We start from the raw sequence: 26,445 nt of genomic DNA, 5'->3' as shown, positions 1-26,445 counted from the left end.
TGCCCGCATACTGTTTTTGTAATAGGCTCTTTTCTAGAAAATTAAGAGTGCGAGGTCGTACAAAAGAGCATTTTAAAAACGAACTTTGGAGCATCTTTTTGGAATCGTATCTCAAATTGAAGTCTTTATCAGAGACCGATCTTGAATTGATTTCTACTTTTGTAGCAGTCAGAGAAATATGGTTAATGGGACTTCATGCGGAAAAATCACATATCTGGGGATCTAATCATTACGATCATCACTTTACTCATAATTTAAAGTTTCTCCAAGAATGGTGCGAAGAGAACGGTATAAAGTAATTGAACTACTATGAAAATTAAAGTCGCTGGAATCCTGTAAATGACAGCACTAAAAAAGACGCAGCGCATTCGCTTTAAAAAAGGGGAGAGCGCCTGGTTAACGATTATCGGAGTTGATTTGGACTGGATCAAGAGGCTTCTGGCTGTGTTATTGTTACGGAGTAACCTAGTCCTTCAAGTCTGCGGAGAGCATGTCGGACAATGGAGTGTTCTCTTTGTTTATCAAAAGTAGTCCTCGCCTAAGTCTACATACATTTCTTTACGGGTTAGAAGGTAGTATGCGATTCGCAAGATGGCGTGAGCGACTACGATCCCTGCTCGTTTCTTTCCTTTTCGTGCGGCTGTACGTCTATATAATGCACCGAGATAGTTCTTAGACCCTCTTACCGAATGAGCTGCTTCTGTTAATCCTGATCTCAAATATTTATTGCCTTTTTTGATTTTAGACGATTTCCTTTTGCCTGCACTTTCGTTATGTCCAGGAACAAGTCCTGCCCAGGAGCACATATGTGCCGAGCTTGGAGACTGATTTTTAATAGCTGTGCCGATTTCCGCTAAGATTTGTTCGGCCATGCGTGTAGATATACCAGGGATCGAATCAAGGAATTCGATATCTTTTTGATAGGAACTCATTCGTCGTGCGACTTCTTGATCGAGTAAATTAATTTGTTCATATAGAAAATCGATGTGAGTTAGAATGGTTTTTAACATGAGACGTTGATGGGGGCTGATGTACCCTCGAAGAGCAAGTTCAAGTTGATCCTTTTTTCGTTTGAAAGTTCTTCAGGGTTATCTTCACCTTCGGCAATGGCATAAAGCATATTTTTAGACGAAACCCCCATAATGTCTGAAACAACAGAGCCAAGTTTGATAGTGGCTCCTTCTAAAACCTTTTGGATCCGATTATGCTGTCTGGCGCGTTCTTCGATGATACTCACCGTGGTCCAGGCTAGATTGGGGGAGCGTCAACTCTAAGATTGTGTTAGAGAATGTAAATGAAATTGTTCCTCATCTTACCAAATGTATGGGGAAGTTGAGGATAATGTATTTATTCTTTGGAGTTATGGTAATTACCCTGTATTGCAAACTCAATTTCATAAAGCGATAAATGTAATTGAAGATGTATTGGCTGTTAGTTCAGACACTTTTATTTTTTCTCCTGCTAAATTTGTTATTGAGTTTCATCACGAAGGGGAAGTAACGATCGGATTCGAAAATCAGACAGTTTCATTCAACTAACAGGTACGATCGTTTAACGAATCAAGGAGCAGTTCGCCGCGGCAGCTGCTTCTTTTGTTTATTAAAGGCGGGCTCACCGTATATTCTCGTTAAAATGTTGGTGGCACCCCTAAACGCTCTTCCAAAATCACGCGCAGCTCATCGGGAATCCGTTCGAACTCGACACCTTTCCCCAAAAACAAAAGCCAATCCGCATAATACGCCAGCGAATCAACATCGGTCACATCCAGTTGAATATTGAAAATCCCGCTCGACTGAAACATCCCGGTGAATGACAAAATAATTCCCGGGGGGTGCATGCGCTTAAAACGCTGAATCCCAGTCGTATCAAGCTTCACAACAAGATTGGACTCGCGTGCAAAAAGCAGTTTTTTGCTTAAAATCTCTTGCTCTGACCACTTCAACTCCCGTTCAGAAATTGCCGAATCCCGCAACATCACAACAGGCAAATAACGAAACTCATTCGTATCAAGATCATAAACCTCGGCCAGCCACTGAGCGTTCGTGTTAAATATATGCAGCAAAAAAACGTCCATCAATTGCGGCCAGCCAGGACTCAGCTCATAAGTCAAGCGCAAGTGTTTATCCCGCACGGCAAGCGAAATCAGCTGGTTCAGCTCCTCAGGTGCCGCATCATCGAGCTCTAATAGATTCGGATTGGAAGGATTTGTATTTTCAAAAAGCAAGATATTATTCAACTCGATTAGCTCGTCTTGCTGGGTTTGCGACGCGATGCCTATGAGTTTTTCAGTGATTGAGCGGCGATTTTGCAGATAAGGCAGCTGCGAATTTTTTGAGGCGATAAAGCTGATAAAAATCGCTTTTAGCTCTTCTGACGTGAAGCGGACGGAGGGCAGATACTGATTTTGCAGGACATTGTATCCGCCACCGCGCCCAAGCTCGGTCGTCAGCGGAAAACCCATCGCCTGAATCTCGTTAATGTCGCGAATCGCCGTTGCGCGGGAAATCTTGAACTCCCGCTGAATCTCGGCAATCGTAAAATGTGCGCGGTTATTGATGTAGCGCATGATCAGGTTCACTCGTTCTGTTTTTTTCATGATTTTATTGTATCAAAAAAGGAGCAGAAAGCACGAAGATGAAAATAAAAAGTATCATTTTTTGATACATTCGGGAAATAGAATCAATCTTGTAAAAACAAATCACAAAGGAGAGAACAAAATGTCTAACTACTCAATCAAAACAATCTCGGAAAACTACAAAATGACTGCTTTCGGTGTTTCACTTGAAGACTACAACGACTGGGCAGGTAATGCAGCAAAAACTGCAGCGAAAAAAGCTGAAATCACTGAAAACAACAAGCTTGCTGAACTTCTCGCGCTCGCAGACGGGCAAGAATATCAAATTAATTACGTCATCGCCGGCAAGGCTTGGCGCGGCTTCGGCGTGATAGGCGAGTTCGACGCGGAAGGTGCGGACGTCCTCGATTTCCTCGCTGGCGACTACCTCGTCGTGCCTGGAACAAGCGCTGACAAAGACCGCCTTGCTGACGAAATCACTGGCAAAGTTTTCGGCGGCATGTTGCAAGGAATCACAGACTACAAATACGTTGGTCCTGGTAACTCAACATTTGTGAAAGCAGCTGAAAACGGTGAATTCTACGGCGAAATGTGGCTTCGTGTAAAAAAAGTCGAAGGCTAATTCCTGAATATAAGGAGAACTCACATGGCAAATTACACACTGGAACACAAAAAATCATTCACATTGACCGCTTATGGTTTTTCAATCCAATCGAATTTCCAAGACATGCCGACTTTGCAAAAGGAAAAAGCTGAGTTTTGGGGCAGACTCAAAGCTGACGGGCGTTTTGATAGGCTCAAAAAATCCGCAAAGGACGATCGCGAATGGTCAGTTAACGAGGTTTATCAAGGCAAACCGTGGAATTATTTTGCGGTAGTAGCTGGCAAATCAGTGGCAGACGCAACGCGCATCATCGAGTTTCCAGAGAGCGAGTACATCGTGGTCGCAGGAAATGGCGACAAGGAAACTTTGTTCGATCAGCTGACTTACCGTGCTTTTGGTGAAGTCTTGTCCCAAATCACTGACTATGCTTACATCGGCGGTCCAAATGCGACTTATCGAAAAGATAACGGAGACGGCACATTCTACGGCGAATTTTGGGTGCCTGTGGTTAAAAAATAATAAGAATAAATGCCTCAATCTTGTCCGAAAGAAGTCCGCGGTTTCTGCGGGCTTTTTCGTTTATCGTATTAAGGTGCGTGGCGCTTCATATATGGACAATAAGAACATTGGGATTAAAGCTTCCTCTTGGTTTTAGGGGTCCGAAACCTTATTACTAATAGCTTACTTAGTCGATTTTGGGATTATAAGCATTATATTTATCTTTATCTTCGCTGGTCCACTTTACGGGTTAAGATATTTCATTGAGATGCCGTCGGAAATCTATTTTGCTTTTACATGTATAATTAGATAAATCGATTCCTTATTATAATGTCTTTATGAAAAGAGCTGCAGGACCCCTTATAACTCATAATGAATTACCAACTGGTTTTTCATTTGAAGGGTATAAATCTGGAATGGATTTGAATTGGGCAGAAATCGAAGCATCAGTTGGTGAATTTGATAGTACTGAAGCAAGCCTTGCCCAGCACTCCAATTTGCCTATAACCCGAATTGTTCGTTCCAAGCAGGAAAAATCCAGTAACGATGCCGATTTTCTGGCCTCTTAAGCACTGTTCAGGTCTATTACATATTCCCTTTTTCTTCAGCATACATCAACGCCATCTTGTTTGCTAACATCCGTTTGAGATGCGTTTGAACTTGCTCCAACTCGTCTTTTTTCCTTTCGATCTCCTGCATCTTTTGACGAAGAAGCTCAATGACCCTTGACAGGGGAAGCTCATTGGCTTCATCTGCCTGAATCAATTCTTTCAGTTCTGCTATCGAAAACCCTACGGTCTGAATCTTTTTGATCATCCGAAGATGATCAACTGCTTCCTCGCAATAGTCGCGATAGTTATTTTCTCCTCGTTGCACATGACGTTCATCCAGTAGCCCCTCCTTCTCATAAAATCGAATGGTAGGAGCCGTTAAACCTGTCTTTTGCGCCAACGTATGAATTTTCATGGGGGTCTCCTCAAAAAAAGGTATTGACCTTCAAGTATACTTTATAGTTTATACTCTAAACGTCGAACTGCATTATGTCAAAATGTTCAAAAGAAGGAGATGGTTCATGCGTACGATTCGTGCAATTGTTGTTGATCCTACAGTAGAAGGAAGTTTCAAGATTGGCGATGGGATGGTCTGATCCTTCTACCGGCACCCGCTTATTTGTTGTTTTATCCGCTGAGGCTGCGCTTATCGAACTGGAAACGGGACACAACGAAGCCGTTCGCGAGGCACTCTGACGCTTTATGGGCGCAAAGTAAAAAAACGACTATGAAAGGATAAATTACATGAAAATCATAAGAATGTATGAATACGGCGAGCCTGACGTTTTGAAATTAGAAGAAACGGATATCCCTAAACCTAATAAAGGAGAGATGCTGATCCAAACTGAAGTGATAGGCGTCAACTACACGGATATCTCAAGGCGTCGTAATTCCACTAGAGAACAGACAGCTTTACCGTTTACACCGGGAGTAGAAATCGTAGGAAAAGTAGTTGAAAGAGGCGAAGACGCTACTTCTGTCCCTGTCGGGACCCGGGTCATTGCGTTGGTACCGCAAGGAGGCGGCTACGCTGAGTATGTGACGGTACCTGCAGCATTGCTCCTTCCGGTACCCGATGGAATCAATGCGATCGCAGCGGTAGCGCTTCCCATTCAGGGGATTACCGCCTTTCAGATCGTTGCCACCTTAGGGCGATTGAAGCCTACGGAACGCATCTTCATTCAGGCTGCTGCGGGAGGCGTAGGAAATATAGCAGTACAATTGGCCAAAGTACTTGGAGCAGGGCAGATTATTGCGGGGGCCAGTTCCCAAACGAAGCTCGATTTTGCACTTTCGCTTGGAGCAGATGTGGGAATCAATTACAGCCATACGGATTGGAAGAATCATATTATTGAAGCTACGGAAGGAAAAGGTGTAGATTTGATCTTGGATATGCAGGGGGGAAATGCCTTTTCGGATAATTTCACCTTTTTGGCACCGCTTGGACGCATTGTCATGTTCGGAGCAGTCAGTGGGCAACGCGGGGTCATTGACGCAGAAAAACTTACGTCACGTTGCCATACAGTGACGGGGTATTACTCTGGGTTTATGGGTACGCGGCCCGACTTGTTCCTTCCGGATTGGCAAGCGCTCCTCCAGTACGTGCTTGCCGGACAAGTCAAACCACAGGTTAATCACCGCTTCCAGCTTGGGGAGGCAGCCGAGGCGCATCGTCTGATGGAAGCGCGCCAAACGTCAGGCAAAGTCATTTTACTCCCTTAGTCAGGGCGGAGCACAAATCCATGAGAGATGAATTAAGAAAGGGATGGGATGATACAGAAGAAGATGAGCTGATGCCCGACCTTTTGGCTTGGGCAGGTAGCTTTCAACTGACGGAGCAAGTAGCAGCGTCGATCAGAAATTCGATACTCGATTAGGCCGCTGGATCGCGCAGCGGCCATTACTCAGTTAACGGAAACGATAGCAACACATGTTGGAGCAGCTTGCCGACGCCAGCTGCTTCCTTTTTGGGCTCAACTAATGGGCAGATTACGCTAATACGATCGGGCAGGATCGCTTGTGCCATTGGCAGAACGAACTCGCCGCTGTTTTTTTGCATCCTTTTTCGTTGAACAAGTTCAACCTTCCCTGAACTCTTCATTAACCGCACGGCCGACCAATGCCTTACGTTGTGGACTCGCTTATTTTGTATCACGGTGCACCGTGCTGCCATCGTAACACCTTCTTTTAAATTTGCTGTTACATAAGTTTGCCGATATTGGAAAGGATACACCTTGGGGTTCCATCATTTGGAGAAAGGGATGATTTCAGATGAACAATAACGAAATAACGGATCCAAAACAAAATGTTAACCAAGGTAAGAAGAAAAACGCTCAGGTGATGAATGAATCAGGAATCGACTACATCTGGGGCAGCGACCAAGATGAACTAGTCCAGAAACAGGAGAAGGAGGAGTAATTCCGATCCCGGTTAACTTGGTACAAGTGCAAAGCGATGGAATCGATCCATCGCTATTTTTTGCATTGCGGCGCCGCGTTGCGCTATCGGGCAGACCTGCCTACAGCTTTACTGGTTGAGACCAAGGTATACGAAGCTTCAACGTTTAACTAACGGTATAACGGTCACGTACGCTAATTCAATAGTACAACGACAGTCTGAGACAGCTTCCTTAAAAACCGAGGCTTCTGTTATTTTAAAAGGAAGATTCACTTCGTTCCGTGTACTCCCCCCTGGAAGATATATACCACTCAATTCCATCCAGAATCCTTGCAAGACCGAATTCAAACTCAAACCCATTAGGGTAATCATCGCCATCATAATCTTCAGCTGAATAAGCACCTGCAAGTACGACCGGCCGAAGATAGGGAAATCTTTCTGAGGTAACAAGATGTTCTAGCGTCGTACTGTAATTAAATTCGGGGACATCCTCCGATTGATCACCGGTTTGGGCAGCGCGCTCCATATCCCTCCCATATAGGCTGTGTACTCGCACATAACCGGTTAAGAGGACAACAATAGAAATCTTCTCCCGATGATCTAATGGAAGGTCTTTCATAATTCGCAATGCCCAATCGACAATGTGTAGATGGTTCGGCGTAATCGGGATACCGGAGGCTGGGATATCGCAAAACCATTGATGATCTTGATAGATTCGCATAATGCTTTGAACAAAAAGCCGCATATTATCACGCCAATAAGCAGAATCCTCTTCTGGGATCGAGATATCGACTGCAGCGTCCTGCATAAGCAGGATGAGATCCTCTTTGCTTGGAACGTACCGGTAGAGAGCCATCGTTGTGAAGCCAAGTGATGTGGCTATCTTGCTCATGGAAACGGCGGATAGTCCTTCTTTATCGGCTATTGATATGGCGGCATCTACAATTTGGCCCAGACTCATCTCGCGCTTAGGTCCCCGCTGCGCGTGTTTGACTAACCCCCAACTAAGCGCCACAGCGTGAGGCAAAGCGCCTTCAATATCTTTATCCATATAAAATGGCCCTCCCTAGACTGAATTCAGCTAAATCACCGAAAAAAATTTGTTGCATCTTTATTGTATACGTCATATACTGTTTATGCAATACACAGTATAATTCAGATGGATGGAGCGGATTTATAGATGACGACAGTAAAACGAATTCTGATCTCGGGAGCGAGCATTGCCGGACCGGCACTCGCTTATTGGATGCACCGCTACGGCTTCGAGGTGACAATTGTGGAACGTGCTCAAGAATTGCGGCGCGGCGGATTTGGGGTGGACATTCGCGGCGCGGCTCTAACGGTTATTGAACGGATGGGCATTCTTGATCAAGTACGTGCAGCTGACACACACATGACCGGTGTTTATTTTGTAGACCGTACCGGTAAGATTAAAGGGCGTATAAGCGAAGCGAGTCTGGGAAACGAACAAGGACAGGACATCGAGATCATGCGTGACGATCTAACGGATATTTTGTACAATTTGACCAAAGATACCATCCGTTACATGTGGGGAGATTCGATCACTGCAATTGAAGAGACGAAGGAGGGGACCCGGGTCCAATTTGCCCATGGCCAGCCACAAACATTTGATGCCGTAATCGGGGCGGATGGTCTTCACTCCAATGTGCGCAAGTTGACTTTCGGTGATGAATCGCAATTTAAGCGAACGCTGGGATGTTATATTTCAATTTTTACCATGGCCAATTACCTTAATTTGAACAGCATCCAGCAGTTTTATGCGACACCGGGCAAAACGGCGGGGATGTATGGCGCAAGAAAAAATACCGAAGCGAAGGGAATGTTCATCTTCAAATCGGCGCCGCTGCACTACGACCGGCACGATTCAGAAACGCAAAAACGGCTTGTAGCCGAGACATATGGAAGTGACGATGGCTGGGAAACCCAGCGGCTGGTTCATGCAATGATGGAGGCCGAAGATTTTTATTTTGATGAAATCTGCCAAATTCAAATGCCGACATGGTCCAGGGGCTGTGTCGCGCTTTTAGGCGATGCCGCTTACGGGCCGTCTCCGCTATCTGGGCAAGGCACTAGCCTTGCACTTGTCGGAGCATATGTATTGGCTGGTGAGCTAATATCCGCGAATGGCGATTTCCTAAAAGCATTTTCCTCTTATGAACAAGTGATGCGAGTGTTTGTAGAGAAGAACCAAAAAATCGGCCGCACTGCAGCAGAAGGCATGGTCGCAAGCTCGAGTTTTAAGATTATGATGCAAGACTTAATGCTTCGCGTACCCTTTGTGATGACTGCCATGTTTAAAATGATTACTAAAACGATTGAGAAAGCGTCCAACGGGATCGAACTTAAGGATTACAGGTAAATCGACGGTAATTGGATTTTTCTTAAAGATGAATTCGGATTGAAGAGGAAAGGTTGAAGAATCAATGAACGCGCAAACCATCAAAACAAATCTGCGGAATAAGCGTTCATGTTCTCGGGCGTCGGCGGGTTGCGGCTGCAATTGATGACGATTATAGAGAAGACTTAGTGACAGAAATTGGCGGCTGTTGAAGAACATTGCAAAGGCAAACATTACATAGTTGGAAATCCTCATACTTTTCATGGGAGAATATCAGCGTATTGCCTACAAAAAGATGTGTTCTTTAATGTTTCACTTGAGGAAATAGGCGATATGTCTCTAGCTACTAAGTATTGGATTAAGGGTTTCTTATCAGGGAATGAACCATCACCTCCAGTCGATGAAGAAGGTGATACATATCCGCCGACACATGAAAATAACATTCATTGGGATAAAAGCGTTGCTTTGTTCCATAAAACAGGTTATTGGTATTCGGGTGAAAGGAATTGTAGGATTTGCGGGATAAAATTATTAAATTCTTGTACTGATTTTGAGTGTGACAATTGTTAGAAGAGAAATAGTGTTCAACCATTTGCAAGGAGGCAGGGTTAATGAAAAGCTTAGGTGTCGCAATTTTGGTTTCGGGTATAGGTTTAATGGGATTAAGCGGATTAGAAAAAGTGTTAATCTTTGTTGCTTTCTCAAGTTATACAATGGAAGGAGTGAAGGCTTAACTCCACCATATATTTGGGGTATTACAAATTGGACTTTTTTTATCGGGTTATTCCTTACTATATTAGGTTCTGTGTTTTTTGCTGACACTGTCATTAAAGAGCGAGGTGATCAACCCAACTAACGGGTACGATAGCGCAATGAGCCAGGCTGCCTACACAATTGGTGGCCTGTTAAGCTGACGGGGAACGATAGCTCAATAAGGGGGGACCATTATGGTCCTCCCTATTTTCCATTCCAACCCGGAAAAGCATCTACTAGACTGTTATAAGGAGAACTAAAAAAGTCCCTAGTCAGGAGGGCGACTTTTTCAATACAAGCGCCGGACTACAAAGAACCTATATCAATTTCCGTAGCTGAGAAGACTTCTCAATGAGTGCCGGTAGCTACAGAAGTTCTCTGTTCATTTTAGTTATGGAATGAACATCGATGCGGGAACCTGTCCCGCGACCATCATCGTTACAAAAACGTAAGTTTGGGGAACCGCATTGTAAGTCAGAACTAGTATAGCCTCGTGTAGAAGAGAAAAGAGGACATTGAGTTATCCTCAATAGGCGAATGGAGGTTCCAAAAGCATGAAAACCAAATGGAAAATCATTCTAAACAGTGCGGCGATGGGCCGGAAGCTTCTGCTCCATCTAAGCATAGGCGCCCTCCTGGTTGGCGGAATGACCGAAGCCGTTCCGACCTTGCATGCTGAATCGTCAGTCTCCGTCCCGATTCAAGACACGAACGCATCGGTCACGTTCAGCTTGCCTGCGCCAACCGGGCCTTACTCGATCGGCACGACGGAGCTGCATCTGATTGACCGGGGCCGGCCTGATCCGTGGGTGGAAGACAAAAAGCGCGAACTCATGATCAGCATCTGGTATCCAGCCAAGGAGAAGCCCGGACGGCTCGCCCCATACATGCAGCCCGGAGCGGCGGCCCACTACGAGCAGACGACTCTTGCCTCCGTCGGCATAAAGCCGGGGACAATCAATTGGTCGCGAATTACGACGCACGGTCGGATAGCTGCCCCGGTCGCGAATGCCCGTGGCGGCTATCCCGTCGTACTGTACTCGCCAGGAAGCGGCGTACAGAGGACGGCCGGCACGATTGCGGCCGAGGAATTGGCCAGCCATGGTTATGTCGTAGTTACTATTGATCATACGTACGACGCGTCCGAAGTTGAATTTCCCGACGGGAGGGTCGAAATCCAGGCATTGCCAAAGCTGAGCAAGGAATCAGTGATGCGATCGCTTGCCGTACGCGAGCTGGACATTCGATTCGTCCTTGACCAGCTTGCTGTACTCTCTACCGGTGGAAATCCCGACGCCGATCAGCGCCGGCTACCTTATGGGCTTGGCGAAGCGATGGATCTTGCGCATATCGGCATATTCGGTCATTCGGCCGGAGGTGCCGCTGCCTTGCAAACGATGCACGATGACAGTCGCATCGATGCCGGCATACTCATGGACGGCACGTTAGGCTATTTGCCGGATTCTCTGCTTCCGGTCGCGACGGAAGGTCTGGATCGGCCCTTCATGTTGTTGGGCTCAGGGTATTACAAGGAGGAAGGACCCGATTCCCACTTGACGAGGCCGGACTGGAAGTCGTTGTGGGAGCATTCAGCCGGCTGGAAGCTTGATCTGAACGCGCCTCAAGGCATGCATTTTACGTTTACTGATTACCCGGCGATTTTGCCACAATTGAAAGAAAAGCTGGGCTTACCCGATACGGTGATCCAAGAGTCGATCGGTACCATCGATCCGGGGCAGGCAATTGCAGTCCAACGCGATTATGTCATAGCTTTCTTCGACCGACACTTGCGATACATGTCCGGCGATTTACTCCAAGGTCCTTCACCGGAGCACCCGGGAATTGAATTTATCCGTTAATCAATCTAACAGGCCAATGTGGACAACCGACAAAGGTAATTACTATCAGCACAGATAAGATATATATTGAGATTCTTAATCACAACATGAATAGGTGTGTTTTTTTGTACAAAAATGCGAGAGGAACGTCCAAGATATCTGGGTTGAAATCCCCTATACTGAAATTGAGATCAACTAACATCAATGATAAATGGAGGGGTTATCAATGAAAAACGGATGGACGTATATCCGGCTAGCTGCTGTAGCTGTTTTTTGGGGGGCCAGCTTCAATGCCGGTGAGTTGGCCATTCAGGCGATGCCTCCTTTGACGGTGACCGCGTGGAGATTCATTATCGCTACCATGCTCATGTTACTGCTTTTTATAGTAAAAGAAAAACCATCGTGGAGCTCGATCCGGTCGTCACTTTGGGTTTATATCTTATTAGGCGTAGTCGGTGTGTTCGTGACCAATGCTTTGCAGTTTACGGCCCTTAAATATACACCGCCGCTTCATCCCGCTTTGATTATGGCTACAAATCCAATACTAACCTCAATCCTGGCTGTGCCCCTTCTCAAGGAAAGCATTCGTATAAGGCAAATGATCGGGATGTTGTGCTCGATGATAGGCGTGCTTTTTGTGATCACCAATGGGGCGTTATTGCAGGTTGCTTCCGTTTCATTTGGCGACATTCTCGCGATGGGAGCCAGCATCACCTGGGCGCTTTATGGAGTGCTCGGGAGAAAGCTGCTCCGAAGCAGCACTCCACTGGCAACATCCGCCATGACCATGGCGGTGGCTACGGTTTGTTTCCTGCCTTTCGCTAATCACTTTTCGGCAGACGTTTCGCGGGCTTCTCTCACCACGGCATGGGTTGCCATCGCCTTTATGGGGACTTTCGGTGCTGTACTCACGTTTCTTTGGTGGAATCAAGGTATAGTGAAGGTCGGGGCAAGCCGAACCTCTTTATTTTTTAATCTGGTTCCTGTCGTGACGCTGGTTTTGTCTGCCCTCATGGGCAAACCGATGGGATGGATACAGGTAGCCGGTACTTTCGTGGTCTTATTAGGTGTTTTTGCCGCAATATGGAATCGAGAGGGGACGCGAGAAGATGTCGTGGGGCATGTAAGGAGGGCTCTATAATTTTTTGGGAATAGCGAGTGAACATACCTAGGAGGAATAAACATGAACAATAATCAAGATCTTTTCAAATGGATGAACAAACTGGTTGTTATCGAAACGGTATCCAAATTTGCATATTATGCGGACAGCCGGGAGTGGGAAGCGTTGCAGCAGCTATTCACGGAAGAAGTGAAAGTCGATTATACGTCCCTGGCGGGAGGCGAACCCGTAACCATACCGGCTAAAGTGCTGATGGATAGCTGGAATCAAGCATTAACGCCTTTAAAATCGACACAGCATTTGATTTCCAACCACATTGTGGATTTCGAAAATGAGCATCGGGCCGTATGCCGAGCCTACTTCCAAGCGCAACATGATTTTCCGAACTCTTTCGGAGGAAGTCAGTGGACATTGGGCGGAAAGTATTTGTTCCGCTTCGTGAAAGAAAACGATCAGTGGAAGATCGCCGAATTAGTCATGACCGCAGTATGGGCCAGCGGCAATCAGAATATTATGACCTTGGCCAGCCAACAAAAAAAATAAAACAAGGCGGTGGAGACAAAATGGAAAAAGCGTCTTTCATATCGGATGGTTTGAATGTTGTGGGGCAAGTATTTTTACCGGAAAATCACTCGGGAAGTGAAAAGTTACCCGCACTCGTATTTGAAGGTCCGATGACCGGACTAAAGGATCAGGCCGTTCAGGTATTGGTCATTTTTAGGATTTGGAAAGTCGTGTCCGCACCAAAACGCATAAATATTGAATAGTCAATCAACCAATCTTCAGGATTCCTCAAGGAGGCAAAGTGAACATCAGCAAACAAGCACAAGCATTGACAATGGTTGTTATCCTTCTCGTCTCTATACTCATGGTAGGCTGCAGTGAAAAAAACTGGCGTGGAGAAAGTTCAAATTGGGAAAGTCAACTTTAACCCAAATGGAGCCTATTCAATTCTTTACATTGGAAAAGAAGAAGAGCTAGATAATATCTCCTACAAATTAACTACAGGTTCATTAACAGCTGATGGAAATGTGCATCAACCCGTTCCTGCCCCCTATAGACTAACGGGTAAAATCCAAATAAACAATAAAATTAAAGAGCCAGTAGAGGTTTCAATTTGCTGGAATGAAAAGAACGAAACAATAACTTTATCAGATAACCTAGTGCAAAAGAAGAAGGTGAAGAATTCTGTAAATTCGTAAATGTATTGCGACAATAAAATGCTTGTATAATGAGCGGAAGAGGTCTGGAGGATGTTAAGCTGACTGGGTACGATTCCCTGGATTTGCACCGTTGAGTCTACCGATACAGAAGCTAAAATCGTGAAGTTCGTTGAGGCTAACCGATACTATAATTAATTAACTGAGCTTGGACGGCTATTTATTGATGAAAAGTCGGACATGCAATAGTACTGCAATATTGGTTGGTTACTCTTCCTTGCGGGAGGTTATGCCTAGTTCCTTTCTTGAGCTAACGGATCACGATAGAATAATAAAGACATTTGAAGAAGGAGCTGCCGCGGCAGCTCCTTCTTCACTTTTATGGACTAGTTCATTAAACATGGTGTCTTGTTCAGATGTCCTTCACTGCTAACGTTCTTAACATGGTAGAATCACTGTTTTATTATCTGTTCTTTTGTAGCTTATCTGAGTCCTCTAGATTTTTGAAAAAAATGATTTTATCATCGACTTTATCCAGCGTCTTTTCAAGTTCCTTCATTTGATCGATAACTTTCCTGCGATAAGTTTCCATGAATTCTCGTCGAGCTGTTATTGTGGAGACTTTACTATTTTTCAAGGCGATAAACTCCTGCATCTCCCGAATGGGCATCCCCATCGCTCGAAAGTAACTTAAAACTTGAAACCATACGATATCGGATTCTGAATACTTACGATATCCATTTTCGTCCCGTTCTATACCGTCAATTAACCCGATTTGCTCATAGTATCGTAAGGTATGGATGCTTAATCCCGTCTCTTCAGAAACGTGTTTGCTTGAAAATTTGTTTTCCATAATCTTTATTATAGCATTGATTCGAACCGTATTGCTATCGAGTGCACTCAATACTTTATCATTGCACATGTAAGTAATCATTCATTTTAGGAGGACTTCATTATGCGTGTTTTTGTCACAGGAGCCACGGGCTTCATCGGTTCGGCTGTCGTCCGCGAACTCATCGATGCAGGGCATCAGGTCGTCGGCCTTGCCCGCTCAGACAAGGCTGTTGCAGCATTGACGGCGGCCGGAGCCGTTGTGCATCACGGCGCCCTCGACGACCTCGACAGCCTTCGCAGTGGCGCCGCCGCAGCGGACGGCGTCATTCACCTGGCCTTCATTCACGACTTCTCGGACTTTGCGGCCGCCGCTGAGACCGATAGGCTGGCGATCGAGGCGATCGGAGCAGCGCTCGAGGGCTCCGACAAACCTTTCGTAGTCACCTCGGGGACGCTCATGCTCAAACCAGGACGCCTCGGGTCGGAAGGGGACGCGCCGATCCCGACTACGCCGAGGCGCTCCGAAGAGGCGGCGATTGCGCTGGTTAAGCGCGGAGTGCGATCATCAATCGTCCGTCTCGCACCGTCCGTGCACGGCCCGGGCGATCATGGCTTCGTCCCGACCCTTATCGACATCGCCCGCACCAAGGGCTTCTCCGCCTACATCGGCGACGGGTCCAACCGCTGGTCGGCCGTGCATCGCCTCGATGCGGCGCGCCTGTTTCGTTTGGCGGTGGAAGCCGCGCCGGCGGGCTCACGGCTGCATGGGGTCGGCGATGAGGGTGTGCCATTCCGTGATATCGCTGGCGTCATCGGTCGCCACCTGAACCTGCCGGTGGTCAGCATTTCCCGTGAAGAGGCAGACGTCCACTTCGGCTGGCTTTCCTTCGCCGCATCAGCCGACAACCCTACGTCGAGCCTACTAACCCAGGAACGCTTGGGATGGCGGCCAGAGCACGCCTCACTGATCCCGGACCTCGAAGAGGGTCACTATTTCAAAAACTGAACGCCCATCGATTGTTGTCGATCACAAGGAGGTATGAAACATGTCATTGCAAAATCATCGTGCCGTCATCATAGGAGGTACTTCGGGTATTGGCCTGGCAGTCGCGAAATCATTCCTCACCCAAGGTGCTCAGGTCATCGTCGCCGGCCGGTCACAGAATAAAGTAGACGCGGCGAAGAAGAAGCTTGGTCAGACAGCACAAGGGCAAGTACTGGATTTCCGGGATGAAAGCCAGACGAAACAATTCTTTGAGAACATTGGCCCCTTCGATGACCTCGTCGTTACGGCCGCCGGAGATTCGGCTATGACGCCCTTTGATACTTTGCCCACCGATCATGCAAGGGCAGCGTTCGATAGCAAGTTCTGGGGACAATACGTGAGTGTGAAAGCCGCATTGCCTTTTATCAAGAAGTCCGGGTCAATCACCCTGACCTCCGGTGCATTTAGCATACGCCCGGCACAAGGCTCCTCGACGGTGGCTGCGATCAACTCAGCAATTGATGGGCTTGTTCGCGGCTTGGCGGTGGATTTGGCACCGATTCGAGTCAACGCAGTGTCGCCTGGGGTGGTGGATACACCCATTTTCAGCAGGATGGACGAGGAAAGTCGCGAAGCGATGTTCCAAGCGATTGCGCAATCACTTTTGCTGAAGCATGTTGCAAAGCCTGAAGAGATCGCCGAGGCGTATGTGTACTTGGCTAAAAATACATTTACGACCGGCTCTGTCATTCAAATCGAAGGCGGCGCGATCCTTTCGTAATTCTCTTCGTCATTCGACCCAAACATCGCCGTACCGGACATATTTTGCTCGGTGCGGCGATTTTGTATTACTTGATGGTTAGCAGAAAACCGATTGTAACGGGTACGATTACGCAATTGGACCAGGTTGCCCGGGAGACAGGCAGCCTGGTCAGCTAATTTCAACAACAGGGAGGTATAAATGATGAATCATGTCTATGTTTAGAGTTGATGTTACATATGCACTTCTTTCAAATGAGGCTCAAGAAATATTGAGGCTGTAGACCGAGCTATGATCAGGCTCGGGATGGTTTTGGAATACACCCTTTCCAAGTAAGCTGGAGATATAATCAGATGGAAGGGAATGTTATGATGATTAAGAAGAGGATTCCGCAGGAGGTGAAAAAGTCTTATTTGTTTTGGCTTGTTGCAATTTCAGCGGGAGTGTTTGAAATGATTATCGCTGTTACTCAAATGCTATCTAAAGACTCTGAAGCCGGAAGCAGTATTCTTATCGCGGTTGGGCTCAGATCCATAATATTTGCCGCCCTTGTCTTCGTGATTATTAAAATGTACCGCGGAAAAAACTGGGCCCGTTTAGCTCTAACAATACTTCTCGGTGGGATTGGAACTTTTTCCTTGCTAATTGATCCAATCCATTGGATCTTAGAAGGAAATTCACTTGATAAAGCGTTTACTGGTATGACATTATACTCCAGTTTGTTCGGGTTAAGTCGAATTGTTCATTTGTCTTCGGTAATTACTGCATTGATTCTAATGTATCGGCCCGCTGCTAATAAATACTTTCGAGTAGTTGCATAAGAGATGGATCGCTGAGCTAACGGAGAACGATAGCGCAACAACCAGGTCATTAAAATAACGGGTACGATAATTGAATAAAAGACGGGATTGCAGTCGGTCGAAATGATCGGCTGCATTTCGTTGAACGGGCAGTTATAGAGGAGAATAACCCCATTTCATTAGCCTCGTTTAATCTTCGCAACCGATTTTGAATCCGAAAACGAATTTATTTTATTTGGTTGACCGGATAGCAAACATCCTGTAATGTTTTCTTAAGTGTATACTTTAGGGTAATGAACTTACTTAAAGGTAAGGGGATGATTTATAATGATTCATCAGCTTGAATGTCCAGTGGAGACAATCATTCATGTTCTAGGCGGCAAATGGAAACCAATGATTTTATGGCATTTGATCCAATCCAATAAGCGATTCAACGATCTGGAAAAGCTTATACCTGATGTTTCTCAAAAAATGCTTTCACAACATCTGCGGGACTTGGAACGAGAGGGCATAATCGATAGAACGGTCTACCCCACCGTCCCTCCAAAAGTAGAATATTCCCTTAGTGAATATGGTACAACATTGATTCCTGTAGCAGAAGTCATGTGTGCTTGGGGAGAAAACCATAATAAGCGGAAATATGAAGAATCTGCTTCTTAAAGCTGGTTCATTTCATTTGCACACTAATTCAAGATAGCAAAAGCTGCCACGGGATTTTCCCTGGCAGCTTTTGCTATTTACAGTCAACCTTCCTTTAAGATTTTCGCCATGGACCATCATGGATAACCCTTGCTGCTTAATACTTACTTTTAAGTAAGGACCCTACATTAAAGTGGGTTCTTATCAAGATTTTTAAACGATGCTAAGCTTGAGTCAATCCAGAGATGAAATATCGGGAGTCAATTATAAAAGGAGGAAAAAACGATGAAAATTATTGTTTTCGGAGCAACGGGAAATACGGGGAGAAGAGCGCTTGTGCAAGGATGTAAAATGGGACATGAAATGACCGCATTCGTGCGGAACTCCGAGAAGTTTTATGAACAGCAAGGAGAGCGTTCCGCCAAGCATGTGAAGGTGATCGTGGACGATATCATGAACCCGGTAAGCGTCGGCGAGGCGCTCTCGCATCAAGACGCCGCTATTATTGCTGCCGGCCATGCAGGTCAAGGAGATGAGTTCGTTCGTCTCGTTGATAACATTATAAGCCAATGTGAAATCCACCCTAGTTTTTCCGGGAGGGTATGGGTAATGGGAGGTGCCGGCCTGCTGGATATTCCATATACGGATCTCATTGGCAACAATCTGCCCGGCTTTCCTCCCGCGTATAAAAATCACAACCGGAATTTTGAACGACTGCTGCAGTCTGAGCTTGATTGGTCAATTATGTGTCCGGGAACTATGATGGATTCCATAGAGCCTCCTGCGCCGGTTCGTCTGCATGTGACAACGGAAACCTTGCCCATATCAATTCCGAAGACCATTAAGGAATTTTCCGAGGCCGATATAGCCGGTTACTTGTTCAGTCGGCTTCAAGAGCTGGATGTTGCTTATGATGATGTCGTGAAATGCATGCTGGACCATATCGAGCTCGGAGGGCCTTTTAAGAGAAAAAGGGTCGGTCTCGCCTATCAAAGCGATATTCCGGTGCGCTAAGGAGCAAGAAGGGAGATGATCAGTTTGTTTGGAGGGCTCCTCGTTTTTCATATATTGGCTTCTATCGCGGTAATCGGTCCCGCTATCGTGGTACCCTTCATTCGAAGGTCCGTTAGAACCGCCGGCCAGTTGCGCTTTGCTTTTGATGTAACGAACAAGCTTGCCATCCTGCCTAAAATTGGCGGAGCCGTACTTATTATTACCGGGGTTTGGCTTATGATCATAACGAAGATGGGGTTGTCCCAAATGTGGCTAAATATATCGATCCTTCTATCGCTGCTCATGGTCGCCACGATCGAGGGATTGATCGGGCCGCGCATGAAAAAGGTCATGGAGATTGTATCTATAAGTCAAAGCAAAGGGGATGAAGTACCCTCCGAGCTCGGTCGATTGATGAAAAAGATTGTACCAATCGAGACGGCGTCACAGCTGCTTATGATTGCCATAACCGTACTTATGATCCTTAAACCATTCTAAAGAATTCGTCAACCCTTTAACAATCGGCCCCTGGGTAGCACCAGGAAGGGATGAATCAATATCGAAAAGGCTGCCGTGCGCAGCCCTTTGTCCCACTAATGAGGAATGATGTTCAATAACCAAAGGGCTGCCGCGTGGCAGCCTTTTGTCGGCATCGAGGTTCATGAACCTGCATCGCGGCAAGACGATCTGAAAAAGAAGTCCGATTACCTTTCGCCCATGATTAAAGCGGTACTTACTTCATTCTTATCGTTTTTTTGTTTGATTTAAAATTTGCTGACACACAGTTGTCAGTCGGAGCTTCTTATAATAGGAATTGCAAATGAGTTTTCAAATAACTCAACAAACAACAAAGACCAAATTAGGAGGTTTTCCCCTATGTATCAATCCGTTCAAAGCTTCATTAACGAGTACCAGAATGAGTCCAAGTTTACGCAGCAACTTCTGAGTTCCTTGACGGACGCGTCATTGAAGCAAGAGATCGCATCAGGCGTCCGTACGCTCGGAACTCTGGCATGGCATCTGGTGCCATCAGGCGGCATTCTGAAACCGACTGGTCTCGATTTCGAAGCGCCGCCCGAGCACAGCATGGCTCCTGAATCCGCAGCGGAGATTGTTCGAGCGTATCGCGCCGCTTCCGCTGCCCTCATCGAGGCGGTGCAGACACAGTGGACGAATGAGAAGCTGCAGGAATCAGTGAATATGTTCGGTCAACAATGGAAGAACGGTTTCACGTTAGCGATCTTCCTCAAGCACGAAATTCACCACCGCGGACAGTTAACCATCTTGATGCGCCAAGCGGGACTTCCTGTTATCGGAATTTACGGTCCTTCCAAAGAAGAGTGGATCAGCATGGGGATGGAAGCCCCGGTTTAAACATAAATGAAGGCGCCCATCATTCAACGCATCACTAAGATATGCGGTTTGGCAGCAGTGTAAAACCTTTATTCGTAAAGGCTATAAATCTGTAGTGACCGTTCTTTGATGCTATTGGCCAAATGCTTCGGCTCGATGACCGTAACATCTATACCATAACTCAGCAAGGTTCCATATAACCATACATCCTCGGCGTGCTCTGTTCTCACGATGAAATAGCCATCCTCTGCGATAGTAATTTCCTCAGGAGGGAAATATTCTTCGACCTTGACTCGCGCCCGGGGATGGAAGCGCAGCACCATTCTTATCAGATTCGCTCTATCTTGTTGTTTACCCCATCTGACGTCAAGTTCCTCCAAGCTCATATTTCTGCGCATGAACCTTTCATCCGATACAACAAGTTCTTTCAACCGGGATAATCTGAAGGTTCGATAGTCGCTTCGAAGCCTGCAATAGGCGTATAAGTACCAGGCATAGCCTTTCCACGCCAAGCCGATGGGTTCCACAGTCCGCAGCTCTCCCATCCCTTCGGAATTCGTATACACGAAAAGAACGACGAATCGATCCCTGGCTGCCTGCCGGAGCCTTGCAATCATAGACCTGTCTACATGGCCGCCTCGCCAGATGTTCGTATCGAATATGAGTGTTTCGCCAGCTTCCTCAAGCCGGCTTTGCTCAGATTTGGTCACAAGTGCGCCAACTTTCACCATCAGATCGGCCAGATCAGGATCATCAAGGGAAGATTGAATGCCTTTTAACGCATTCATAATGGAATGGAGGTCTTCGAATGTGACGATTTGTCTGTCGATATGATACTGCTCCATGATTTCATAACCGCCGTTCGTGCCGGAATAAGAGATGATTGGGATCCCGGCGCTATTGATGGTTTCCAGGTCACGATAGATGGTCCGCAGGGATACCTCGAACAAATCGGCCAGCTCCTGTCCGCTCATTCTTTTGCGGCTTAGCAGATGCATAACGATAGAAAGGAGACGATGGACCTTCAATGTTTGAAACCTCCTTAAATGGGGTGAGTGTAACGATTCATCATACTCGATTATGAACCGGATTTTTCAATTATAGATTCGACGCTCGTCAGTATGCCCCTGCTTTATTTTCCATGAATGGTTCATATACTTGTTCTTTGTTCATTTTTAAGCATCAAATAGCCCACATCTTGTCCTCAAGATGTGGGCTTAGCTATGCTGGAATCAAGATTTGAACACGCGACAAGTCAGCGGCTGCTTCGGTGACCACGGCAGGAAATCATCCAACGCTTGAGGAGCTCTGGGATCGGGAAGCTGCTCGAACAGGTACTTAAAATATTGGAACGGGTTCAACTGAAGGAGGGGAATTTGTAATCAGAACGAATATCTATTTTGAGCATTGCGTTCTGCGGGAGGGGGAGATTCAATGTACATAAGAAAAGCTTGTTTAGAAGATGCAAAGGGTATTGCAAAGGTTCACGTCGATAGCTGGAAATCTACTTATAAAAACATTATTCCGGATGAGTTTTTAAAGAACCTGTCTTATGACCAGCGAAAGGATCTGTGGGATCGTAATATCTCTAAAAAGGGGAATTATGTGTTTGTCGCATTAAATAATGAGGGGGAAATCGTAGGATTTGCAGATTGCGGAAAAAGAGAAAGTAATAATATTGATAGTTCTGGTGATTTGACATCTATATATTTGCTTGAAGAATATCATGGAAAAGGTGTAGGGAAGCAACTTTTAAAAAAACTTTTTCTTCAATTTGAAGAGCTCGGTTACAATAGAGTCTTTGTTGAGGTATTAGAAGATAATAAAACTCGTTATTTCTACGAATATTATGGTGCCAATTTATGTAAATCGGAAATGATCACAATTGCCGGTAATGAACTGAATCTCCTTATATATGAGTGGAGTAATATTGGCGAGGTATTATCTAAATTGTAATAAATTATTTAACGATAGTGGAGTTGCTTACTTCGGGGCAGCTCCACTTTGGTTTGTTGATTATTTTTAATGGTTTTAACAAAGCCATCGGAGAATGATTATCATAAATCATAATACCTATGTAGCAAAGGAGGTAGAAATATTGAAAAGCTTAGGTCTCGCAATATTGGTTTCGGGTATAAGTTTAATGGGATTAAGCGGATTAGAAAAGGTGTTAATCTTTATTGCTGTTTCAAGCAGAACATTACAAATGGAGGGAGTGAAGGGCTTAACGCCACCCTATATTTGGGGTATTACAAATTGGACTTTCTTTATCGGGTTATTCCTTACTATATTAGGTTCTGTGTTTTTTGCTGACACTATCATTAAAGAGCGAGGTGATCAACCCAACTAACGGCACGATAGCGGACTGGTCGTGTTCAGATGAACTGAGAACGTCACAGGGTTATCACATCTTCCTTCCGGACGTCAACGAAATTAAGTTTTTTAGCTCCTTCCGTTCCGATTAGACTTCCTATAGTTGCAATTATAGTGCTTGAAATAATTATCTTTAAAATATAATATATTCCAGTGCCAATAAAGATGTCAAAAATAATAATTTTTTTAATTGTTGAACCTTTGATCGTATAAAATACAATTGGTTTTTTGTTTATTTTCAACTTTTTTATCACTGTAATAATAACTTTTTTAATTGTTGAATCCTTGATTGTGTAAAATAAAATTAGTTTTTTATTTATTTTCAATTTTATCATCACCTTCATCCTTTTTTCTTAAGTTATGATAATTAATGGTTGTCTTATTCTTGAGTCGGATCAGCCATCGTGAAAGAAGCCAAATTGAATTAATGGAAAAAAGGACGTTATACATATGCAATTGTATAAAGTCCTTTTTTTTTGTTTTATTGTTGTCTCGTGTAAACGAAGGTCGGGGAAATAATCAAAATCGACATAATTCGTTAGGCCCTCGCGAATTTGGCCCGTACGCTGGGGCGGAACAAAACGACCGCTATGCCGATCAATACGATTCCCTGCACGCACTGCTCAACGCGCATCCAGAGCGGGTATACCTCACCATTGACCGAGATAGCGACAATCCCCAGAGTGCCGAGTATTGCGATGATCAAAACTCGGAAATAGGTGGAGCGCTTACCTGTCCGCAGTCGCATTCCGATTCGGATGTACACAAGGGATAAAACAGTAAGTACGAGCGACCGGATCCATACAAACTGGTTGATAGAGTCCCTCACGAAAAAATCGAGCAGCACAAGCAAGAGGCTCATCAGAAAAAAGACGAATTGCAGTTTAATAATAAACGAAATAGAGTTTTCTGCCGATACAGCGTAGTCCGCAGCATTACGATTCATAGTCGGTTTCCTTTCTGCCGTTAATTTGGCTCCTGTTTGGATTTTGTGGCCAAGTCGAATAAATCTAAAGCTAACATATGACAACTCCTTTGTTAATTGTGTATATTGTGTATGCTCAGTATATTTGCGATAGAGAATGATGTCAATGGTCTTTATAATTTTTTGTTTAAGCTGGTTCATTGACTTAACAAACTCCCCGTGATATATTGTGCATGAACAACATACACAATATATCAAGGAGGTACTGTATGCTGGCATTAGACATTCGAAATTTAAATAAGAAATATCAAAATTTTCAGTTAAAGGATGTATCGTTTCAGCTTGAAAAGGGTTATATTATGGGATTTATCGGTGCCAATGGCGCAGGAAAAACAACCACAATCAAATCGATCTTGAATATGGTTCATATCGATAGCGGTGAGGTCCGTATTCTGGGCAACAATATGGCCGAACATGAATTGGAATTGAAACAGGAAATCGGCTGGGCATTTGGCGGCATCGATTTTTATATGCGAAGCAAAATGAAAACACTGACCGATGTGATTAAGAAATTTTTTAAAAATTGGGATGATGAAACGTATTACAACTATCTGAGAAGATTCAAATTGGATGAAAACAAAAAAATTGCCGATTTGTCGACGGGAATGAAAGTAAAGTACACTTTGGCCCTAGCCTTATCCCATGGCGCGAAGCTGCTCATCCTCGATGAACCAACAAGCGGACTCGATCCGGTCGCAAGAGATGATCTGTTGGATATTTTTCAAGAGCTCGTCATAGATGGCGAAATCAGTATTCTTTTCTCCACTCACATTACATCCGACTTGGAAAAATGCGCGGACTTTATTACCTTTATCGAAAGCGGGCAAATCATCAACAGTTCTGAGAAAGACGAATTTATGGAGTCCTATCGCTTGCTGAACGGTGAAGAGAGCCAACTGAACCAGGTGAAGGAAAAGTTGATTTCCTACAAAACAAATTCGTTCGGCTTTACGGGATTGATTCACTCCCGAGACTTCGATCCCTCTTCCGGCATTAAAGCAACCACGCCGAGTCTCGAGGAAATCATGATTTATTTCGCGAAAAAGGAGGATATGTATGGTTAACTTAGTGATGAAGGATTTAAAATTAGGCGTAAATCCTATGTTTTTCGTATTCCCGTTTCTCATAGGCGCATTAATGCTCGTTCCCGGTTGGTTATATTTTCTCGTTCCTCTGTATTTTTGCTGGATCACGATACCGAATATGTTTGGTGGATTTCGGATTCAGAACGATTTAATCTTTACCTCGATGATGCCTGTAACCAAAAAAGACATGGTGAAAGCAAGGGTGTCCGTTATCGTCATCCTGGAATTATTGCATATTGTGATTGCCATGATCTATGGCATGATAACGATTCGCTTATACCCGAATCTGACCTACTATTTCTTCGGACCATACATGGGTTTTTGGGGACTATGTTTTGTCATGCTTGCGACCTTCAATATTATCTTTATCTCTATGTATTACAGGACGGCGTATAAATATGGTGCGGCAACGACAGCATCAATTGCTTCCGCTATGCTTTTTGCCGGAATTGCACAATGGTTGGGAATCCAGAATTCTTATTTAGCTGACATTTTCTATGGTGCCGGTGTTGACAATATGGCCCTTCAAACTTCCATCCTGGTCGCGGGAATCGTGATATTTATTGCATTCACCATGATTGCTTATCGAATTGCGATTAAACGGTTTCTAAAAGTGGAAATACAATGAACGTAGCTATTTCGAACACATCTGAGAAACCGATTTATCAGCAGCTTTTCGAACAAATCAGCGCTCAAATTCTGAAAGGCGAGTTAGAAAGCGGCTATTGCTTACCGCCAATTCGTCAAGCGGCCCAGGAGCTTCGTATTAGTGTCATCACCGTAAAGAAAGCTTGGGAAGAACTCGAACGACGTGGTTTGATCAATACAGTAACGGGTAAAGGGTGTTTTGTGGCCGAATTCTCATCCAATGAGATGCTGCAAATACGCAACGAGATGATCTTGAAGCAAATGGTTAGCGACACTTCATACTACAAATCCTTTGGCCTCACCATAGATGAAGTTTTTGAGCTGTTGAAGAAGATTTATTAACAGCCTCCCCGATGCATAGCCGAAAGATAAGTTATATAGAAAACTAAATGCTCACGCAGTCTAAACCTTTATTATCTTCGAACACTGTTGTCTGGTGATAAAAAACTGTGGGATCAGTAAAAAATGTGTGAAACCGCTGAAGAAAGTCCCGATGAATTTATAAATCATCGGGACTTTCTTTATATTTTGAAGAGGAGTCTCAACTTGTCCAAAATATTAGCTAATTATACAGTTTAGAAATAGCGGCATCCCAGTCCTCTAAACAAATCACGGGTAATGTTAGTTGTAATAAAATCAATTTTACTTGTCATATTGGAGTCATCTATAGTATGAAGTTGTTCACTTTTAAACAGTTGATGCTTCATCAAATGATAAGCAACAATACAGGCCACAGTAGACTCTATAACTTCTTCTTTTGAAGCAAAATATTTGTACATGCAGCAGACGAAGGATTTTGACCTCTCAATACCGGAAAATCAGGCGAAGCTAAAGGCCGTTCAACAGCTCACTCAACTTGCTGCAGAAGCGGGAATGCCATTGGCGCACCTGGCCAACGCGTTTGTCCTGTCGCACCCGGGTGTGACTTCCGTCCTGATCGGGGCACGGAATTCAGAGCAGCTTAAGGATCTATTAGCTGGAGCGGATGTGGAACTGAACGGGTATACCCTCGACCGGATCGACGAAATCAGGTCAATGCAGCGGACAACGTCTTCTCGAATCCGGCCATAGATGACAAGCGCCTGCGCCGCCGCCAATAAACACGCGCCTCCAGGCGATAATCAAAAACAGCAGA

37 protein-coding genes and 1 pseudogene are annotated in these 26,445 nt (G+C 45.0%); 28 read left to right on the top strand and 10 right to left on the bottom strand.

The genetic code is table 11. The features are described 5' to 3' along the window. Positions 1–521 precede the first annotated feature (521 nt). A complete protein-coding gene (locus AC0YOA_RS12785; RefSeq protein ID WP_475786890.1) occupies positions 522–932 on the bottom strand; it encodes a transposase in 411 nt (136 codons plus the stop codon). 71 nt (positions 933–1,003) lie between these two features. Continuing rightward, positions 1,004–1,237, bottom strand: a complete 234-nt coding sequence (locus AC0YOA_RS12780; protein ID WP_475786889.1) for a hypothetical protein — start codon at positions 1,235–1,237, stop codon at positions 1,004–1,006. 82 nt (positions 1,238–1,319) lie between these two features. Here AC0YOA_RS12780 and AC0YOA_RS12775 point away from each other — a divergent pair, with 82 nt between their 5' ends. Further along, on the top strand, positions 1,320–1,538 hold the full coding sequence (locus AC0YOA_RS12775) for a CDI toxin immunity protein (RefSeq protein WP_475786888.1): 219 nt from the start codon (positions 1,320–1,322) through the stop codon (positions 1,536–1,538). An 89-nt stretch (positions 1,539–1,627) separates the two neighbouring features. On the opposite strand, the gene AC0YOA_RS12770 is transcribed toward AC0YOA_RS12775, so the two are convergent. Then, entirely contained in the window at positions 1,628–2,596 is a 969-nt protein-coding gene (locus AC0YOA_RS12770; RefSeq protein WP_475786887.1) for a helix-turn-helix transcriptional regulator, read from the bottom strand. Between the two features lie 121 nt (positions 2,597–2,717). Between AC0YOA_RS12770 and AC0YOA_RS12765 the strand changes: the two genes are divergently transcribed. The 3 genes from AC0YOA_RS12765 (at position 2,718) to AC0YOA_RS12755 (ending at position 4,246) form a co-directional block, all read left to right on the top strand. Then, complete coding sequence (locus AC0YOA_RS12765) at positions 2,718–3,197, top strand: hypothetical protein (RefSeq protein WP_475786886.1); 480 nt, start codon at positions 2,718–2,720, stop codon at positions 3,195–3,197. Between the two features lie 24 nt (positions 3,198–3,221). Continuing rightward, a complete protein-coding gene (locus tag AC0YOA_RS12760) occupies positions 3,222–3,698 on the top strand; it encodes a GyrI-like domain-containing protein (RefSeq protein WP_475786885.1) in 477 nt (158 codons plus the stop codon). 317 nt (positions 3,699–4,015) lie between these two features. Then, positions 4,016–4,246, top strand: a complete 231-nt coding sequence (locus AC0YOA_RS12755; RefSeq protein ID WP_475786884.1) for a hypothetical protein — start codon at positions 4,016–4,018, stop codon at positions 4,244–4,246. A 16-nt stretch (positions 4,247–4,262) separates the two neighbouring features. Here AC0YOA_RS12755 and AC0YOA_RS12750 read toward each other — a convergent pair whose 3' ends face one another. After that, positions 4,263–4,643 (bottom strand): MerR family transcriptional regulator, encoded by a 381-nt coding sequence (locus AC0YOA_RS12750; protein ID WP_475786883.1) that lies wholly within the window; start codon positions 4,641–4,643, stop codon positions 4,263–4,265. Positions 4,644–4,972: 329 nt separating this feature from the next. Between AC0YOA_RS12750 and AC0YOA_RS12745 the strand changes: the two genes are divergently transcribed. The 3 genes from AC0YOA_RS12745 to AC0YOA_RS12735 all read left to right on the top strand — a co-directional run bounded on the left by AC0YOA_RS12745 (position 4,973) and on the right by AC0YOA_RS12735 (position 6,646). Further along, positions 4,973–5,950: a quinone oxidoreductase family protein gene (locus AC0YOA_RS12745; protein WP_475786882.1), complete on the top strand. Its 978-nt coding sequence runs from the start codon at positions 4,973–4,975 to the stop codon at positions 5,948–5,950. Positions 5,951–5,970: 20 nt separating this feature from the next. Further along, positions 5,971–6,105, top strand: a complete 135-nt coding sequence (locus AC0YOA_RS12740) for a hypothetical protein (protein ID WP_475786881.1) — start codon at positions 5,971–5,973, stop codon at positions 6,103–6,105. A 394-nt stretch (positions 6,106–6,499) separates the two neighbouring features. Beyond that, positions 6,500–6,646: a hypothetical protein gene (locus AC0YOA_RS12735; RefSeq protein ID WP_475786880.1), complete on the top strand. Its 147-nt coding sequence runs from the start codon at positions 6,500–6,502 to the stop codon at positions 6,644–6,646. A 235-nt stretch (positions 6,647–6,881) separates the two neighbouring features. On the opposite strand, the gene AC0YOA_RS12730 is transcribed toward AC0YOA_RS12735, so the two are convergent. Next, complete coding sequence (locus AC0YOA_RS12730) at positions 6,882–7,676, bottom strand: TetR/AcrR family transcriptional regulator (RefSeq protein ID WP_475786879.1); 795 nt, start codon at positions 7,674–7,676, stop codon at positions 6,882–6,884. A 129-nt stretch (positions 7,677–7,805) separates the two neighbouring features. Here AC0YOA_RS12730 and AC0YOA_RS12725 point away from each other — a divergent pair, with 129 nt between their 5' ends. From AC0YOA_RS12725 to AC0YOA_RS12690, 8 genes are all read left to right on the top strand, one after another. Then, a complete protein-coding gene (locus tag AC0YOA_RS12725) occupies positions 7,806–9,005 on the top strand; it encodes an FAD-dependent monooxygenase (protein ID WP_475786878.1) in 1,200 nt (399 codons plus the stop codon). A 177-nt stretch (positions 9,006–9,182) separates the two neighbouring features. Continuing rightward, entirely contained in the window at positions 9,183–9,554 is a 372-nt protein-coding gene (locus AC0YOA_RS12720; protein ID WP_475786877.1) for a hypothetical protein, read from the top strand. Between the two features lie 41 nt (positions 9,555–9,595). Further along, on the top strand, positions 9,596–9,718 hold the full coding sequence (locus AC0YOA_RS12715) for a hypothetical protein (RefSeq protein ID WP_475786876.1): 123 nt from the start codon (positions 9,596–9,598) through the stop codon (positions 9,716–9,718). 573 nt (positions 9,719–10,291) lie between these two features. Next, the gene (locus tag AC0YOA_RS12710) at positions 10,292–11,596 is read left to right on the top strand and encodes an alpha/beta hydrolase family protein (RefSeq protein WP_475786875.1); all 1,305 of its coding nucleotides are present in this window, start codon (positions 10,292–10,294) and stop codon (positions 11,594–11,596) included. 205 nt (positions 11,597–11,801) lie between these two features. After that, entirely contained in the window at positions 11,802–12,716 is a 915-nt protein-coding gene (locus AC0YOA_RS12705) for a DMT family transporter (RefSeq protein ID WP_475786874.1), read from the top strand. 42 nt (positions 12,717–12,758) lie between these two features. Further along, entirely contained in the window at positions 12,759–13,238 is a 480-nt protein-coding gene (locus AC0YOA_RS12700) for a nuclear transport factor 2 family protein (protein ID WP_475786873.1), read from the top strand. 20 nt (positions 13,239–13,258) lie between these two features. Beyond that, positions 13,259–13,462, top strand: a complete 204-nt coding sequence (locus AC0YOA_RS12695) for a hypothetical protein (RefSeq protein ID WP_475786872.1) — start codon at positions 13,259–13,261, stop codon at positions 13,460–13,462. Positions 13,463–13,576: 114 nt separating this feature from the next. Then, on the top strand, positions 13,577–13,897 hold the full coding sequence (locus tag AC0YOA_RS12690) for a hypothetical protein (RefSeq protein WP_475786871.1): 321 nt from the start codon (positions 13,577–13,579) through the stop codon (positions 13,895–13,897). A gap of 421 nt (positions 13,898–14,318) precedes the next feature. On the opposite strand, the gene AC0YOA_RS12685 is transcribed toward AC0YOA_RS12690, so the two are convergent. Next, on the bottom strand, positions 14,319–14,777 hold the full coding sequence (locus AC0YOA_RS12685; protein WP_475786870.1) for a MerR family transcriptional regulator: 459 nt from the start codon (positions 14,775–14,777) through the stop codon (positions 14,319–14,321). Between the two features lie 33 nt (positions 14,778–14,810). Here AC0YOA_RS12685 and AC0YOA_RS12680 point away from each other — a divergent pair, with 33 nt between their 5' ends. From AC0YOA_RS12680 to AC0YOA_RS12650, 7 genes are all read left to right on the top strand, one after another. Next, positions 14,811–15,695 (top strand): SDR family oxidoreductase, encoded by an 885-nt coding sequence (locus AC0YOA_RS12680; protein WP_475786869.1) that lies wholly within the window; start codon positions 14,811–14,813, stop codon positions 15,693–15,695. Between the two features lie 40 nt (positions 15,696–15,735). Continuing rightward, positions 15,736–16,455: an SDR family oxidoreductase gene (locus AC0YOA_RS12675; protein WP_475786868.1), complete on the top strand. Its 720-nt coding sequence runs from the start codon at positions 15,736–15,738 to the stop codon at positions 16,453–16,455. A 332-nt stretch (positions 16,456–16,787) separates the two neighbouring features. Continuing rightward, positions 16,788–17,255 carry a hypothetical protein gene (locus AC0YOA_RS12670; protein ID WP_475786867.1) on the top strand — a complete coding sequence of 156 codons (468 nt, stop codon included), beginning with the start codon at positions 16,788–16,790 and terminating at the stop codon, positions 17,253–17,255. 306 nt (positions 17,256–17,561) lie between these two features. Further along, positions 17,562–17,894, top strand: coding sequence for a winged helix-turn-helix transcriptional regulator (locus AC0YOA_RS12665; protein ID WP_475786866.1), 333 nt, complete (start codon positions 17,562–17,564; stop codon positions 17,892–17,894). A 264-nt stretch (positions 17,895–18,158) separates the two neighbouring features. Then, complete coding sequence (locus tag AC0YOA_RS12660) at positions 18,159–18,887, top strand: NAD(P)-dependent oxidoreductase (RefSeq protein WP_475786865.1); 729 nt, start codon at positions 18,159–18,161, stop codon at positions 18,885–18,887. A gap of 15 nt (positions 18,888–18,902) precedes the next feature. After that, entirely contained in the window at positions 18,903–19,364 is a 462-nt protein-coding gene (locus AC0YOA_RS12655; RefSeq protein ID WP_475786864.1) for a DUF2269 family protein, read from the top strand. A 378-nt stretch (positions 19,365–19,742) separates the two neighbouring features. Beyond that, positions 19,743–20,240, top strand: coding sequence for a DinB family protein (locus AC0YOA_RS12650; RefSeq protein ID WP_475786863.1), 498 nt, complete (start codon positions 19,743–19,745; stop codon positions 20,238–20,240). A 68-nt stretch (positions 20,241–20,308) separates the two neighbouring features. On the opposite strand, the gene AC0YOA_RS12645 is transcribed toward AC0YOA_RS12650, so the two are convergent. Next, the gene (locus AC0YOA_RS12645) at positions 20,309–21,247 is read right to left on the bottom strand and encodes a helix-turn-helix transcriptional regulator (RefSeq protein ID WP_475786862.1); all 939 of its coding nucleotides are present in this window, start codon (positions 21,245–21,247) and stop codon (positions 20,309–20,311) included. Positions 21,248–21,451: 204 nt separating this feature from the next. Continuing rightward, a pseudogene (locus AC0YOA_RS12640) lies at positions 21,452–21,580 on the bottom strand (transposase domain-containing protein); the annotation flags it as partial. 73 nt (positions 21,581–21,653) lie between these two features. Between AC0YOA_RS12640 and AC0YOA_RS12635 the strand changes: the two are divergent. Both AC0YOA_RS12635 and AC0YOA_RS12630 read left to right on the top strand, forming a co-directional pair. Continuing rightward, the gene (locus AC0YOA_RS12635) at positions 21,654–22,175 is read left to right on the top strand and encodes an N-acetyltransferase family protein (protein WP_475786861.1); all 522 of its coding nucleotides are present in this window, start codon (positions 21,654–21,656) and stop codon (positions 22,173–22,175) included. A gap of 142 nt (positions 22,176–22,317) precedes the next feature. Beyond that, positions 22,318–22,569, top strand: coding sequence for a hypothetical protein (locus AC0YOA_RS12630; RefSeq protein WP_475786860.1), 252 nt, complete (start codon positions 22,318–22,320; stop codon positions 22,567–22,569). A gap of 43 nt (positions 22,570–22,612) precedes the next feature. On the opposite strand, the gene AC0YOA_RS12625 is transcribed toward AC0YOA_RS12630, so the two are convergent. Together AC0YOA_RS12625 and AC0YOA_RS12620 are read right to left on the bottom strand one after the other, a co-directional pair. Then, positions 22,613–22,927 carry a hypothetical protein gene (locus tag AC0YOA_RS12625; protein ID WP_475786859.1) on the bottom strand — a complete coding sequence of 105 codons (315 nt, stop codon included), beginning with the start codon at positions 22,925–22,927 and terminating at the stop codon, positions 22,613–22,615. 203 nt (positions 22,928–23,130) lie between these two features. After that, positions 23,131–23,538 (bottom strand): hypothetical protein, encoded by a 408-nt coding sequence (locus AC0YOA_RS12620; protein WP_475786858.1) that lies wholly within the window; start codon positions 23,536–23,538, stop codon positions 23,131–23,133. 248 nt (positions 23,539–23,786) lie between these two features. Here AC0YOA_RS12620 and AC0YOA_RS12615 point away from each other — a divergent pair, with 248 nt between their 5' ends. The 4 genes from AC0YOA_RS12615 (at position 23,787) to AC0YOA_RS12600 (ending at position 26,381) form a co-directional block, all read left to right on the top strand. Continuing rightward, positions 23,787–24,641, top strand: coding sequence for an ABC transporter ATP-binding protein (locus tag AC0YOA_RS12615; protein ID WP_475786857.1), 855 nt, complete (start codon positions 23,787–23,789; stop codon positions 24,639–24,641). Continuing rightward, the gene (locus AC0YOA_RS12610) at positions 24,634–25,290 is read left to right on the top strand and encodes an ABC-2 transporter permease (RefSeq protein WP_475786856.1); all 657 of its coding nucleotides are present in this window, start codon (positions 24,634–24,636) and stop codon (positions 25,288–25,290) included. Before AC0YOA_RS12615 ends, AC0YOA_RS12610 begins: the two co-directional genes overlap by 8 nt. After that, on the top strand, positions 25,287–25,652 hold the full coding sequence (locus AC0YOA_RS12605) for a GntR family transcriptional regulator (RefSeq protein WP_475786855.1): 366 nt from the start codon (positions 25,287–25,289) through the stop codon (positions 25,650–25,652). The genes AC0YOA_RS12610 and AC0YOA_RS12605 overlap by 4 nt, the downstream gene beginning before the upstream one ends. Positions 25,653–26,087: 435 nt before the next feature. Beyond that, positions 26,088–26,381 carry an aldo/keto reductase gene (locus AC0YOA_RS12600; protein WP_475786854.1) on the top strand — a complete coding sequence of 98 codons (294 nt, stop codon included), beginning with the start codon at positions 26,088–26,090 and terminating at the stop codon, positions 26,379–26,381. The last annotated feature ends 64 nt before the right edge of the window (positions 26,382–26,445 follow it).

Source organism: Paenibacillus sp. JT22N12 (assembly GCF_056269365.1).
Note: the sequence above shows the minus strand (reverse complement) of the source record. Positions and strands in the feature narration are given on the sequence as shown.